This is a genomic window from Hymenobacter mucosus (genome assembly GCF_900188255.1).
GTDB classification, from domain to species: Bacteria; Bacteroidota; Bacteroidia; order Cytophagales; family Hymenobacteraceae; genus Hymenobacter; species Hymenobacter mucosus.
This window is the reverse complement of record NZ_FZNS01000008.1, coordinates 58,629-73,061: the sequence shown is the minus strand read 5'-3', so window position 1 is coordinate 73,061 and position 14,433 is coordinate 58,629. Positions and strand designations below refer to the sequence as shown.

The following is a 14,433-nucleotide window of genomic DNA, read 5'->3' as shown; positions in this document are numbered from 1 at the left end:
CCAACACAATATGCGTAGCACATGAAGTAGGAAGATATTACTTTCTAATTTGGTTTTCAAAGGAAATCATCGGTCCTCCCCGTTATCTTTTCCAATGTCATCCCAGAACTGTACTTCGGCTTTTCTAAACACCACGGGCCCGCCAAATTGGCGGGCCCGTGGTGTTTAAGGGAGTCGGAAAACGCTAGCGCAGACCATATTTCGCCCGAAACTTGTCGCGCAAATAGGTTTGCTTAGTGTCGAGACGAAATGCACGGCCATCAATGTAGGCTTGCGTTACATTATTGGTACGCATATCCAATAAGTCGCCGCGGCTCACTACCAGCGTGGCACTCTTGCCCGCCTCTAAGGACCCGTATTCCTTATCAAGCCCTAGAATGCGGGCCGGGCTGAGCGTTACGGCCGTAAGGGCCTGCTCCTTGGTTAGGCCGTGCCCAGCCGCAGTGCCCGCAATAAAGGCTAAGTTGCGCGCCCCCGATGTTTCCATACCACCTTCATAATCAAGGCAGAACCGAACACCGGCCTGTTGCAACAAGCTAGGCAGTTTGTAAGGCAGGTCGTAGTCATCGCCCTCCCGGCGAGGTAGGGCGTGAATGCGGGATAAGATTACGGCTACGTCGTTCTGCTTCAGAAAGTCCAGCATCATCCAGGCATCGCGGGCGCCTACCAGCGTCACCTTCTGCACGCCCAGGCGCTTAGCAAACCGCACCGACTCCACTATTTCCTTACCGTAGTCGGCGTGAATAAACAAGGTTTTAGAGCCATCGAACAAGCCGCCCATCGACGTCAGACGCAGGTTTTCCTTGCGGCTGGTAGGTTGCTGGCGGTAGGCGCTGGCTTCCGTAAGCAAGCTTTCTAGCTGGCGGAGCTGCTCCGTGCGGTTTTTCTCGCGCATCTCTAGTGCCTTTGCATCTTCGGCGGGGCTGGTTTTGATGACCATAGCCGGCCAGTTCAGGTGCAGACCATCGTCCGTTTTTACGGCCGCATCCTGCCAGTTCCAGGCGTCTAGCTGCACCACGCTGCTTTGCCCCGAGAGCATACCACCGCGGGGCGTCACTTGCGCCAGCAGCACGCCGTTGGTCCGTACTGTGGGCAGAATATCAGAGTCGGTGTTGTAGGCAATGATGCTGCGCACGTTCGGGTTGAGAATGCCCACTTCCTGCTCGTCGACGGTAGCCCGAATGGCTTCTACCTCCGTAAGACCCAGGGTAGTGTTGGGCAGAATCAAGCCAGGGTATATTTCCTGACCGTTCACGTCTACTACCTCGTAGCCTGCTTTGTCTTGCTGAAAGCCGCTCTGGGCGCCAGCGTACGTTATTTTACCTTTGTCGAATGCTACGGCCGCGTTGGGCACTACTGTGCCGTTGCCTACGTGCAAGGTGCCGCCCACTAGTAGCACAGGTTTGCTTTGGGGCGGGGCCGGAGCCGGCACCTGGGCAGCGGCAGTGGTGGCCGCTAGCAGACCTAGGGAAAGAAGAATATGCTTCATGGAAGTGTTGTCGTTAGTTGTCTGGGCCGTTGGTGCGGAGGGTACTCCCGTAAGTGCCGTTGCAGCGCAAGGCGGCACCTACGCGCGGGAGCCTGAGCTGAACGGCCGAGTATCGCACTGAGTAGAGCACTAATCTGGCTGATTTACTGGTCTAGCTCCTTGTCCTCGCCTAGGGTGTCGCAGTGGTAGTGTTTGGTGGGCCTAGCGGTTGGGGCTTGGGTAGGGGCACCACCCTTCTTAGCAGCCAGCATCAGCTGCACAATGCGCAGGCGCTCCTTCTGCATATCCTGGCGCATCTGCTGGTCGCTTTCCACGTCGAATAGCAAGCGGCCATCCACAAACGTGCGCTCAGCGTGAGCGTAGATGCTCAGCGGATTATCGCTCCACAGCACTACGTCGGCATCCTTCCCTTCCTTGATGCTACCCATCGTCTTGTCGAGGTGCAGCATCTTGGCCGGGTTAATCGTTACCAGCTTCAAGGCCTCTTCTTCCGACAGCCCGTTGTACTTCACCATTTTGGCGGCTTCCTGATTGAGGCGACGGCTCATCTCGGCATCATCGGAGTTGATAGCCACGTTCAGGCCCACGTCGTGCATGATACCCGCGTTGTACGGAATGGCGTCGCGCACTTCGTTTTTGTAGGCCCACCAGTCGGAGAAGGTGCTGGCATTGATGCCACGTGCTTTCATCTTATCGGCCACCTTATAACCTTCCAGAATGTGGGTGAAGGTGTTCACCTTAAAATCCATGCGGTCAGCTACGTTCATCAGCATGTTGATTTCTGACTGCACGTAGCTGTGGCAGGTGATGAAGCGCTGGTCGTTGAGAATTTCTACTAGGGCCTCCAACTCCAAGTCGCGGCGCGGGGCTTCGCCTTTTCTCTGCTTGGCTTTGCTTAGCTTATTCCAGGCTTTCCACTGCTGCTCGTACTCCTTAGCCCGCGTGAAGGCATCTACAAACACCTGCTCGGTGCCCATGCGGGTTTGGGGGAAGCGCAACACGTTGGCCTCGCCCCAGTTGCTTTGCTTCACGTTTTCGCCCAGGGCAAACTTGATGAAGCCCGGCGCGCCCTGAATCTTCATCTGCTCGGCGGTTTGGCCCCACCGCAGCTTAATCAGCGCCGACTGCCCACCAATGGGGTTAGCCGAACCGTGCAGTAGCTGTGCGGCTATTACGCCGCCAGCCAAGTCGCGGTACACATCCACATCCTCGGCATCTACCACGTCACTAATGCGCACCTCACTGGTTACCGACTGGGTACCTTCGTTTACGCCTTCCGAAATGGCAATGTGGGAGTGCTCGTCGATGATGCCGGGCGTGAGGTGCTTGCCGGTGCCATCCACGGTGCGGCCCCCGCTAGGCACGGAAAGGTTGCGGCCAATTTTGGCAATTTTACCGTTTTGCAGCAGTACGTCGGTGTTTTCCAGCTTGCCGGCGGCCTCACTGGTCCATACCGTTGTATTCTTGATAAGCACCGTTTGCTGGGTGGGTAGAGCCGGCCGGCCGTAGGCTACAAATGGAAATTGCAACTGCCCTAGCTGCACCGGCTCGGGCGCCTTGGCCGAGTCGCGGCGGGCGGCCCGGCTGGCTTCGTCTAGGCGGCGGGCACTCCATTTAATAGCAGTAGCATCGGGCAGTTGGCCGTCGCCTTGAAACACGCGCCCCTCTTGAGTGTAGTAGCCAGCCAGCCGCACGGAGCCGCTGCCCTTCTTCTTCGGAGTTGGGTTATACACAATGGTTGTCAGGTCGCCGGACACCGTCAGGTTGCCCTTCACGGTGTCGCCGGGGGCGGCTACGATCTTCAGCTCGGGTGCTTCGGGCTTGCCAGCCAGCAGCAACTTGGTTTCGGGCTGGTTGCCCAGCTTCAGGGTGTACACTCCCCGGTAGTCGTTGGGAATTTCGCTGAGTTGGTACCGCACCCCCTGCACCCAGTTGTCCAGCATCACGTTGTCTTCGGCAAACAGGCGGGTAGAGCACACCAGGAAGTTAGCTTGCATGCCCGGCTTCAAGGCCCCTACCCTATCCTGAGCTTTTACCAAGGAAGCGGGAGTAGCCGTAAGCGCTTGCAATGCCTGCTGCTCAGTTAGGCCGTACTGAATGGCTTTACGCAGGTTGGGCAAGAACTTCTTCTTGTCTTTCAGGTCGGCGGCGGTTAGGGCAATGGGTACCCCGGCCTTGGCAAGTAGCCCAGCATTGGCGGGGGCCATTTCCCAGTGCTTCAGGTCTTGCAAGGGCACGCGTATGGCATCGTACACGTCGTCTACCACGTAGGCATCGGGAAAATTGAGGCTTACAATAAGCGGGGCTTCCGTGGCCTGAATGTCGGGTAGGCGCTGGTACTCGTCGCCGCGGCCCTTCAGAATGTATTGCACGCCAAACTCGTCACCAACTTTATCGGCCCGCAAGGCGCTTTGCTTGTCGCGCACCTCAAAAATAGCCGGCAAACTGCGCTGCTGGTTTAGGGCCCGCAACGATAGGTTTTGCTCCCGTGTGGGGTTGCGCTGGTTCCAGTCGGCGTCGAGGTAGGTTTGGCGCAGCAGGGCAATGCTCCCCATCAGAGAAGAGGGATAGTCCTGGGTGCTAGTGCCTTTATCGAACGAGTAGGCCGTGGCTGCTCGATCCTGCAGAATCAGTTCGTTTTCCTGGCGGTTGGTGTTCAAACTTACCAGGGCGGCCGTGCCGCGCACAATGCCATCGGGCTGGTGGGTAAGCACCGCCCCAAAGCCCAACTTGCGCAAGGCATCAGCCTGCTCATCATTAGCCGCAAATAGCTCCGCCGCATTTACTTCCGGGTGCACGGCTTGGTTCCAATCGTAGGCGCCGGTTTTGGTGCTTTCAAACTGCGGACCACCGCGGCGGCCGCGGCGTTCGAGAGCTTTTACCTCGGGCACGCCATAGCTGGCGTACAGGTCTACGAAGCCGGGGTAAATGAACTTGCCCTTCAGGTCCTGAACGACGGCACCAGCTGGAATCTTAACCTTGGTACCCACGGCTTCCACTTTGCCATCCCGAATAATAAGAGTGGCGTCGTTGACCCGGGTTTTGTAGTCGGTGAAGATGGTAGCGTGTGTGAAGGCGTACAGGCCGGGCCGGTCATCGTACACACCGTTGCGTGGAAACGTAGCCGACTGTGCATACGCAGCCGAAAGGCTGCCCATGAAGAGGCCGCCCGCCAGGCCTAGCTGGCGCAGGTCAATTCGCATAAGAGTACAGGGTAGAGTTCAGGAAATATGTAGAAAGGCTAGCGTGCAGGTGGTAGAGCCAAAGGCCTACTGCCAAATGTAAAGAAAGAAACCACCAGCTACAGTAGGTTGCAGCACCTTGCCTCAACCTTGTACATACCTCATCAGTATGTGCATTATTCTCCACTCTTTCACTTACCTACTCATGCGCAAAGGCACCAACGTCAGCTGGAAGTACGGAACCGGCACTGCTACTGGCAAAATTGAAGAAACCCACAAGGAAAGCGTAACCCGTAAGCTGCAGGGGGCCGAAATTACTCGCCACGGCACACCCGATAACCCGGCTTTTCTTATTGTGCAAGAAAACGGCGACCGGGTTTTAAAGCTGCAAAGCGAAGTAAAAGCCACCTCAGCCGCTAAGAAATAGCCATTCGGCCAGGTAGAATGCCAGGGTACTACTCGCAAAAAAAGGCTCCGCTGGATAGTCCAACGGAGCCTTTTTTAAGCAGATTTTGCTGGTAAAGCCTACAGATTGTTACTGTCTGGCTTGATGAAGGCTTCTTCTTCCATTTCCTTGGGTACTACTACAATGCCTTGCTGCAGCTTAGAGTTGCGCTTGCCATACAGGAAGTACACCACAAAGCCCAACAACATCCAGCCCATGGCCACTTTCAGCGTGAAGGTATCGAGGGCAGCAATCATGGCCAGGCATACCAGAATGCCCATAATAGGCACGAAGGGGAACGAAGGATTTGAGAGAGGCGAACGGAACGGACGGGGCTGCGCCGGATCGGTTTTGCGCATAATCCATACACCCGCCGACACCAACACGAAAGCCAACAGCGTACCAAACGAGGTCAGGTCGCCGGCCAAGGAGCCAGGCACAAAGGCGGCAAACGCGCCTACAAACACTAGCAGCACCAAGTTCGACTTATAAGGGGTGCGGAACTTGGGGTGCAGCTCGGAGAAAGCCTTGGGCATCAGGCCATCGTTGGCCATGGAGAAGAACACGCGGCTCTGGCCCATCAGCATCACCAGTACTACCGACGAGAAGCCGGCCAGAATAGCCACCGTTACGGCCGTAGAAAGCCACTCGTAACCGGGCATGTGCTCTTTAATAGCGTAAGCCACTGACGCCTCACCGCCTTTAGCAGGGTCAGCAAATTCGCGCCAGTTAGCCACGCCCGTCAGCACGTGGCCAAACAAGATGTAGAGCACGGTGCAGACGGCCAAAGAGCCGAGAATACCAATGGGCATGTCGCGCTTAGGATTCTTGGCTTCTTGTGCGGCCGTCGATACGGCGTCAAACCCAATAAAGGCGAAGAACACGATGGCCGAGCCACCCAGAATGCCGAAAATGCCATGCTTGTTCCAGTCAGTGTACTCGCGCACTACTTCGCCGGCGGCGTTGCGCACGGGCTCGGCATTTTCCGGAATCAGGTAGGGGGTGTGGTTGGCAGGGTTGATGAACTGCCAGCCGATAGCAATGAACACCAGCACAATAGCCACTTTCACCACCACAATGATGGAGTTGAACGTAGCCGATTCTTGGGTGCCTTTGATTAGGAGCAAGCTCAGGGCCACGATTACCAACAGGGCAGGCAGATTTAGCCAGCCCCCTTCGCTGGGCGCGTGGCACAACTCAAAGGGTATTCGGGTTCCGAACACCTCCAGCAGCTTATTTAGGTACTCGCTCCAGGCAATGCTTACAGTGGCTGCCCCCAGGGCGTACTCCATAATCAGGGCCCAGCCAATTACCCAAGCTACAAATTCGCCCATGGTAGTGTAGGCGTAGGTGTACGCCGAACCAGCAATTGGAATCATGGCCGCAAACTCGGCGTAGCACAGCCCGGCAAAGGCGCAGCCAATGGCGGCCACAATGAAAGCCAGCGTTACGCCCGGACCGGCGGCCTGGGCGGCAGCGGCCGCCGTGCGCACGAATAGGCCGGCTCCAATAATAGCCCCGACGCCCAGAGCCACGAGGTTAGCCGCGCCCAAGGTGCGCTTTAGCGAGCCTTCTCCGGAGGAGTTGGCCTCGCCCAGCAGCTGGGACAGCGGTTTTTTGGCGAAAATATTTGCCATACAGGTTATGAAGGAGTAAAAAAAGAGAGGTGTGAGGTGTAAAAATGGCAACGACAGCCGCCTGCAAGCAGCCACGTGGCCCGAATATAGCCGTTTCTGTTGAGTGCATGCATTGGCGCTACGGATGCTGGCTGGAATTGCAGAGCCAGATTAAACCTGGCGTAGGCTCGACTATCCAACCAGCATACCTCCATTCCAAAGACTCTCTGCTCATGAAAAAGATGCTTGCCATCCTCGCCGTTGCTTTTCTGACGGCTGGCACTGCTACTGCCCAAACTGCTACAACCCCCACTACCCCGGGTGCCCGCCAGGGCCAGCGGGACGGGGGGCGCATGAACATGACGCCTGAGCAGCACGCTGATAGGCAGGCCCAACGCCTCACCAAACAGCTCGGCTTGTCGGCCGATCAGACAGCCCAAGTGCGGGCTATTGCCCTGGCTGAAGCCCAGGAAACAAAAACAATGCGTGCCAACGCCTCTGCTAGCACCGACCGCCAAGCTGCTATGCAACAGATGAAAGCCACCCGCGAGAAGTACGACGCACAGCTGAATGCCGTACTTACCCCCGCCCAGGCTACGAAATACACCGAAATGCGCGACCAAAAAATGGGCAAGCGCAAAGACACGATGAAGGGTGGCAAGATGAAAGCTAAAATGAAGAGCTAAGCTGCCTTCATCTTACTCGTACCATTAAGTAAAAAAAGCTCCGGCCTATGCGGCCGGAGCTTTTTTAGTGGACAGCATTCTACCTCAGTCACTACCTATTTATGCGTTACAGGTACCGGCTACTAGAACATTCCAGCTTTTTAGTTGTATCCAAATCAGTCTCAGTATCACAACAGTAACCAGCACAATTCATAGTACTCGGCGCAAATAGCAGTAGCGAAAAACCAGCACCTGCTTATATTTGACAATATGCCTCCCGTATCAGTTGAGCTGACGGGTAGGCAGCCACTACATCTACCACCCCATGAGTCCTCTGCCCAGTAGTACCGCGTCGGTACAGATTCAGCAGTTTTACGACAAGGGTTTAGCTCACGCGAGCTACGCCATCCGCAGCGGCCGTCAAGTAGCCATTATCGACCCGGCCCGCGACCCTCAGCAGTACTATGATTTCGCCGATGAGCACGACGCCAAGGTTGTTGCCGTCATCGAAACGCATCCCCACGCCGACTTCGTGAGCAGCCACCTGGAAATAGCCCAGGAAACAGGAGCCACTATTTATGTAAGTAAGCTGGTACAGGCCAGCTACGAACACCAGCCTTTTGACGAGGGCGACCGTATTGTCCTGAACACGGTGGAGTTGCACGCCATCAACACGCCCGGTCACTCCCCCGATTCCATCAGCATTTTGCTGATCGACGACCTTGCGCAAACGCGCGCCGTCTTTACCGGCGACACCTTATTTGTGGGCGACGTGGGCCGCCCCGATCTGCGGGAAGATGGCACTGTGGGCGGACACAACCGCCAAGACCTGGCCGCCCAGCTGTATCAGTCTACCCGCCAGAAGCTCATGACCCTACCCGCCACTACGCGCGTGTACCCGGCGCACGGCCCCGGCTCGCTTTGTGGCAAGACTACCTCCCCCGACCTCGACAGCACCATTGGCAAAGAGCTGAAAACCAACTATGCGCTTCAGCCTATGTCGCAGGCCGAGTTTATTAAAGTGCTGCTCGAAGATCAGCCCTTCATGCCTAAGTACTTCGGGCATGATGTGTTGCTGAACAAACACGGCGCCCTACCCTTCGAAGACAGCATTCGGGCGGTACCACGCCTGCAGCCCGGCACGGCGCTAGAACCTGGGGTAGTAGTTATTGATACTCGCCCGGCCGCCGAGTTCCGCGCGGGCCATTTGCCTGGCGCCATCAACCTCATGGATGGCGGCAAGTTTGAAACCTGGCTGGGCTCCATTGTGGGCCCGGACGAGCCGTTCTACCTCATTGCCGACTCACAAATTGCCCTTGATGTGGTAATTCGTAAAACGGCTAAGATTGGGTATGAGACTACCATCAAAGGGGCTTTGCTTACGCCCCGCGAGCTGTCCGCTACTAGTCCAACCATTGATGTGGAGCACGTTCGTCACCGGCCCCAAGACTTTACCATCGTTGATATTCGTAACCGCACCGAAGCTCAGCAGCCCATCTTCGACAATGCGCTGCTGATTCCGCTACCCGAGCTGCGCGAACGAGCCCACGAAGTACCTACTACAAATAAGCCCGTGCTGGTGCACTGCGCTGGCGGCTACCGCTCCGCGGCGGGAGCCAGCATCTTGGAGGCAGCGCTGCCGGGGGTACAGGTGTTTGACCTTGGTGAGGCCATCTCCACCTTTCAGCCGCAACCAGCGCACACCTAGCCTACCGATACCTAGTACGAGGTAGTGCAACCTTTGCGCCTTATATGACCTCTTAGAATGACCAAGGTAGCTGCCTTGGTCATTCTTGTTTTACGGCCTACGCCCACTACAAATCTTTTCGCCCTGTGAAGACGACCTACTCATTGCTACTAGCCACCAGCCTTCTTTTTACCTTCACTGCCTGCGACAAAACAGATGTAGCAAAAGGGACCCCTAGCTGCATCCGGCAGAGGATAAATAAGGTGGAGGAGGAATCTCCCTGTAAGGAAGGAGCTAGCGTACGAGAATACTTCTTTCAGGGTAAAACGGTGTATCTGTTTATCCCCGGCAGCTGCATTGCCGATGCTAGCTCCGAAGTGCTGGACGAAGATTGCAACACTGTAGGATACTTGGGTGGCTTGTGGGGTAATACTCAAGTAAATGGGTTAGACTTTAGCACGGCCGAGTTCAAGCGCACTATTTGGGAACAGTAGCCGTTGAAGTAGACGCTGCTGGCTGCTTGCGAGCTAGGTAGCCACGGCCGCGCAACGCAGGGCTTTCTTCTTCCGGCGGGCCGAAGTATCTTCGTAGTTATGCGCGTACTACACACCGCCGACTGGCACCTGGGCCAGCGCTTTATTAGCGGCCACGAACGAACCGATGAGCACCGTCACTTTCTGGAGTGGCTGGTAGCTACGGTGCGCGAGCAGCGCGTGGAAGTGCTGCTAGTAGCCGGCGACATTTTTGATACCGGCTCGCCCTCCAACCAAGCGCTAGAGCTGTATTATTCCTTTCTGCTGAACATGCGTGGCACCGGCTGTCGCGATATTGTGGTGGTCGGCGGCAACCACGACTCGCCCGCTACGCTAAATGCCCCAGCCCGGCTGCTGCGCCACCTGCGCGTGCACGTGGTAGGCTGCGTGCCGGAGTGCTTTGAAGACCAGGTGCTGGTGCTGGATGATGCTGCCGGCAACCCCGGCCTAGTAGTGTGCGCCATCCCTTTTCTGCGCGACCGGGATGTGCGCCTCTCAGTACCCGGCGAAACAGCTGAGGATCGGGAAGCCCGCATCAAACAAGGCATTGCCGACCACTACGCCCGCATAGCGGAGGTAGAGCGCGTATGGCAGCTCAAAGACACGGGCCTACCCGTAGTAGCCACTGGCCACCTCTACGCCGCCGGGGCAGCCCCCTCCGACTCAGAGCGGACCATTCATGTGGGCAACCTGGGCCAGATTACGGCTGACCATTTCCCAACGGTATTTGATTACGTGGCCCTAGGGCACCTACACCGCCCCCAGCGCGTGGGCGGCAGGGAACACATTCGGTATTCGGGCTCCCCTATCCCCCTGTCCTTCTCCGAGGTAGACCACCCTAAGGAAGTGCTGCTGCTGGAATTTGCCGCTGGCAAGCTTTTAACCCTCGACTCGCTGCCCGTACCGGGTGCCCGGCGCCTCGTGCGGTTTCATGGCTCCCTGGAAGAAGTTACGCAGGGCCTTACAACGTATGATAACGCGGGCTACCTGCTGCCGGCCTGGGCAGATGTGCAGATTCACTCCGAGCTGACCCAGCTAGAAGTAGCAGAAGCCTTACTGAAAGTAATTCAGGAGCTAGACCGCAAGCAGGTGGAAGTGCTGGCTCGCCGCCACTTCCGGCTAGTAAAGCTGCGCGCCCTGGGTGAAACTGAAGCGGCCGACGAGCCCCTCACCCGCAGCCTGCACGACTTCACCGAGCGCGAAGTGTTTGCTCAGCGCCTGGAAACCGAGCCTGAGCACGGCCGCGCTGAGCTACTGCGCACCTTCGACGAGCTGCTGGAAAGCCTGTAACCCTGCCCCGAACCCGTAACTTGCCCCATACTTAGGCCGCGCCGCGACTTTTTTCTTCGGCGCAAGCTGCCGCTTCTGCCCTATGAGAATTCTCCGCGTCCGTTTCTTTAACCTAAACTCCCTACGCGGGGAGCACGAGGTAGACTTTAGCAATGCTCCCTTGTCAGAATCGGGGCTCTTTGCTATTACTGGTCCTACTGGCGCGGGCAAGACCACCATTCTCGACGCCATTACGCTGGCCCTATATGGGCAGGTTCCGCGCCACGAAGGCAGCGGCCCCGAGCAGGTAATGAGCCACGGCACGGGGGAAAGCTGGGCAGAGGTAGAGTTTGAGGTAAATGGCCAGCAGTACCGCTCCAAGTGGGGCCAGTACCGCGCCCGCAAGCGCGCCGACGGCAAGCTGCAAGACCCTCGCATGGAGCTTAGCGAGCGAAAAGTGGCCGAGGACGGGGAAGTATCGTGGCCGTTTCTGGAAACCATGAAGCGCCAAGTGCCCTTTCGCGTAGCCGAGCTCAGCGGGCTGGAATACAAACAGTTTCTGCGTTCCGTACTCCTTGCCCAGGGCGACTTTACCCGGTTTTTGAAGTCGACGGCGGGCGAGCGGGCTCAGCTTCTGGAGAAAATTACCGACACGAAGAAGTACTCTGATATTTCCAAAGCGGCTTTTGAACGGGCCAAGCAGGAAAATCAGCGGACCGAGCAGCTGCGCCAGGGCTTGGCGGGCGTCGTGTTACTTTCCCCGGAGGATGTACTGGCTCTAGAAGGCGAGATTGGTGACCTGCAACAACAGCTCAGCACCATTGTGGCTGCCCAGCAGCGCCAGCAAGAAGCGCGACTATGGTTGCGCCAGCTAGCCGACTTGCGCCAGCGCCAGCAAGCGGCCCAACAACGCCGGCAGCAACTGTCTGCCCAGGCTTCTTCGCTCGCGCCCCTGCGCCAGCGTCTGGCGTTGCACCAGCAGGCCGCTCCTTTTGCAACGGACTATGCCCTGCTTCGCCAAGCCGATGAGCAGTTAACCCGCCTCCGCCACGAAGCAGCCCGCCTGCGCGAACAGTTGCCCCAGCTAGTTGACCGGCAAGCTACTGCTGAAGCCACCCGCCTAGCGGCCCGCCAGGCCCACGAGCAGGCTACTGCCACTAAAGAAACTCAAGAGCCCAAGCTACGCGAAGCCGAGCAACTCGACTTGCGTATCACGGAGGCGCGGCGGGTTCTCACCCAAGGGAAGACAGAATATGAAGACAAGAACGAGCAATGCAAGCGCCTAAAGGCAACGGCCGAGCACGCAGGTAAGCGCCAGCAGGTGCTGCGTGAGCATGTAGCAGAAGCAGAAAAATGGCTGCTTGTAAACGCCGTTGTGAGCGAGCTATCTTCTTCTCTACCCGAACTGTCGGCTAGCTTACAGCACTGGGAGCACTTGAAAGGGCAGCTAGGGCAGTTGCGGCAGCGCTTGGCGGAAGCGCGCCAGCGTCAGCAGAAAGCCGCCGCCGATGCCAGCACCCAACAACAGGCCGTGGAAGCTGCCCAGCAGCAGTTGGCTCGCCTGGTGGCGCAGCAAGAGCAAACCACCCGCACCCGCACCGTATGGCTGCACCGCCTGCGCTTCCATATTAGCAGCCTACAACAGGAGCAGGAGCGCGAGCAACAGCACTGGGACGATTTGCGCCGCAGCCTGCAAATGCAGCAGCTTATTCTCTCCCACACCGATACGCGCGCGTTGCTGGAAGCGGGCCAGCCCTGCCCCGTATGCGGCGCTACCGAACACCCCTATATGGCGGGTGTATTGGGCGTAAGCGAGGACTCTTTTCAGCGCGACCGGCAACGCGAGGAGGACCTTAGCCAACGCGTACGAGCTTTAGGAACCCGGTTCAACCGCTTGAATACCTACGTAACGATGCTGGAGCAGGCAGGCCCGGAACCCGCGGCGGCCCCTACCGCCACCATTCAGCTGCTACCGGAATCAGCTGAGAAAGCCGCAGCTGAGGAAGTGAAGACCCTGGTGCACACTCTGCGCGAACTGCGCGACCAGGTGGCCGCGGCCCAGCAGCGTGCCCATCAGGCCGTGGTGCAGCAGCAAACCACCAGCCACCAGCAACAGGACTACGCGCTCATAGTACACCAACTGGAAAAGGAGCTGGGCGACGCGGAAGACCAGCTTCAGCCCGCTCGGGAAATGATTCAAAGCCACGCGCAAAGCTTTGGCTTACCCTTCACGGGCGAAAATGGCCGGGCGCTTATGGAAACGGCCCGCCAGCGTATTGCTGAGTTTGACGACTACCACCGTAGGCTCAATGAAGCCAAACAAGAGTTGAGCGGAGTGAGTGTAGAAGCAAAAAAGGCAGCGGACGATCAGCAGGACCTGCAAACGTGGCTGCGCACCCGTAAGCAAAGCCTTGTTGATCAGCACCAGGATATTATGCGCCAGCAGCAGCAGCGCGAGCAGCTCCTTCCCGATGCCGACCTAGCCCGCGTGCGGCAACAGCTTGACGAGGCCGTTCGGGTTGCTGATGCACGCCGCCAGCAGGCCGAGCAGCAAGCGCAGCAGCACGAAACCGCGCACTCAGTAGCCACGGCTCGCCTGCGCCAGCACGAGCAAGACACCGAGCAGCAACAGCAGGCCCAAACTACCCGCCATACTACCCTTACAGCATCCTTAACCGCAGCAGGCCTCAACCCCGACCCTGCCACGCTACCTGCCTTGCTTTTACCAACTGCCGAGGTTACTACCCTGCAAGATCAGCTACGCCGCTACGAACAGGAAGTAGCCCTGGTAGAGCAGACTATTCAGGATACTACGCAGCAGCTAGCGGCAGAAGAGGCCCGGAATCTTACCACCGAGCCGCTCGAAGCACTTGAGCAGCAACTTGCCGCCGCTAACCAGCAAATAGCCACGCTCAACCAGCAGTTTGGGCAGCGCCAGCAACGTCTCCACGACCACCAGGCTGGCCTGGAACGGCACGCGTCGTTGGCAGCTGCGTTAGACAAGCAGCAACAAGAGTCCCAGCGCTGGCGCCAGCTCACGGAGCTAATTGGCTCTGCCGACGGAAAAAAGTTCAGTGAGTTTGCCCAGGGCCTTACCCTCGCCCGCCTTGTAGATTTGGCCAACCGCCACCTGCACCGCCTCACCGACCGGTACCGCATCCTACGCAACCCCGATGAGCACCTCGATTTACTGGTGCAGGATGAGTACCAGGCCGGCAGTACCCGTTCCATGAATTCGCTGTCGGGGGGTGAAAGCTTCTTGGTGAGCTTGGCCTTAGCACTCGGCCTTTCGGAGCTAGCCGGTCACAAAACCCAAATCGATACGTTGTTCATTGATGAAGGCTTTGGAACCCTTGATCCGGATGCGCTGGATGTGGCTATTTCGGCCTTGGAGTTGCTGCAAGGCACGGGCAAAACCATTGGTATCATCTCGCACGTGGAGGCGCTGAAGGAGCGCGTCACCACTCAGATCAACGTGCGGAAAGGCGCCGGCGGCATCAGCTCCCTCCGAATTGTGGGCTTTGGGGAGGAGCTATAGCAGGAGCAA

General features: G+C 57.8%; 9 protein-coding genes. 6 read left to right on the top strand and 3 right to left on the bottom strand.

The features are described 5' to 3' along the window. Positions 1 to 184: 184 nt before the first annotated feature. Both CHB83_RS17345 and CHB83_RS17340 read right to left on the bottom strand, forming a co-directional pair. Positions 185 to 1,489: an amidohydrolase family protein gene (locus CHB83_RS17345; protein ID WP_089333539.1), complete on the bottom strand. Its 1,305-nt coding sequence runs from the start codon at positions 1,487 to 1,489 to the stop codon at positions 185 to 187. A 143-nt stretch (positions 1,490 to 1,632) separates the two neighbouring features. Beyond that, complete coding sequence (locus CHB83_RS17340; RefSeq protein ID WP_089333538.1) at positions 1,633 to 4,692, bottom strand: amidohydrolase family protein; 3,060 nt, start codon at positions 4,690 to 4,692, stop codon at positions 1,633 to 1,635. A 148-nt stretch (positions 4,693 to 4,840) separates the two neighbouring features. Between CHB83_RS17340 and CHB83_RS17335 the strand changes: the two genes are divergently transcribed. Then, the gene (locus CHB83_RS17335; protein WP_236704814.1) at positions 4,841 to 5,098 is read left to right on the top strand and encodes a hypervirulence associated TUDOR domain-containing protein; all 258 of its coding nucleotides are present in this window, start codon (positions 4,841 to 4,843) and stop codon (positions 5,096 to 5,098) included. Between the two features lie 98 nt (positions 5,099 to 5,196). Here the strand turns inward: CHB83_RS17335 and CHB83_RS17330 are convergent, their stop codons facing one another. Next, positions 5,197 to 6,753, bottom strand: coding sequence for an amino acid permease (locus tag CHB83_RS17330; protein WP_045690207.1), 1,557 nt, complete (start codon positions 6,751 to 6,753; stop codon positions 5,197 to 5,199). Positions 6,754 to 6,965: 212 nt separating this feature from the next. Here CHB83_RS17330 and CHB83_RS17325 point away from each other — a divergent pair, with 212 nt between their 5' ends. From CHB83_RS17325 to CHB83_RS17305, 5 genes are all read left to right on the top strand, one after another. Beyond that, the gene (locus CHB83_RS17325; protein ID WP_143437178.1) at positions 6,966 to 7,418 is read left to right on the top strand and encodes a hypothetical protein; all 453 of its coding nucleotides are present in this window, start codon (positions 6,966 to 6,968) and stop codon (positions 7,416 to 7,418) included. Positions 7,419 to 7,722: 304 nt separating this feature from the next. Continuing rightward, positions 7,723 to 9,105 (top strand): MBL fold metallo-hydrolase, encoded by a 1,383-nt coding sequence (locus CHB83_RS17320; protein ID WP_045690204.1) that lies wholly within the window; start codon positions 7,723 to 7,725, stop codon positions 9,103 to 9,105. A 125-nt stretch (positions 9,106 to 9,230) separates the two neighbouring features. Then, positions 9,231 to 9,578: a DUF6970 domain-containing protein gene (locus CHB83_RS17315; RefSeq protein ID WP_143437177.1), complete on the top strand. Its 348-nt coding sequence runs from the start codon at positions 9,231 to 9,233 to the stop codon at positions 9,576 to 9,578. Between the two features lie 99 nt (positions 9,579 to 9,677). Then, complete coding sequence (gene sbcD, locus CHB83_RS17310) at positions 9,678 to 10,907, top strand: exonuclease subunit SbcD (protein ID WP_089333535.1); 1,230 nt, start codon at positions 9,678 to 9,680, stop codon at positions 10,905 to 10,907. An 82-nt stretch (positions 10,908 to 10,989) separates the two neighbouring features. Further along, complete coding sequence (locus tag CHB83_RS17305) at positions 10,990 to 14,424, top strand: AAA family ATPase (RefSeq protein ID WP_089333534.1); 3,435 nt, start codon at positions 10,990 to 10,992, stop codon at positions 14,422 to 14,424. Positions 14,425 to 14,433: the final 9 nt, after the last annotated feature.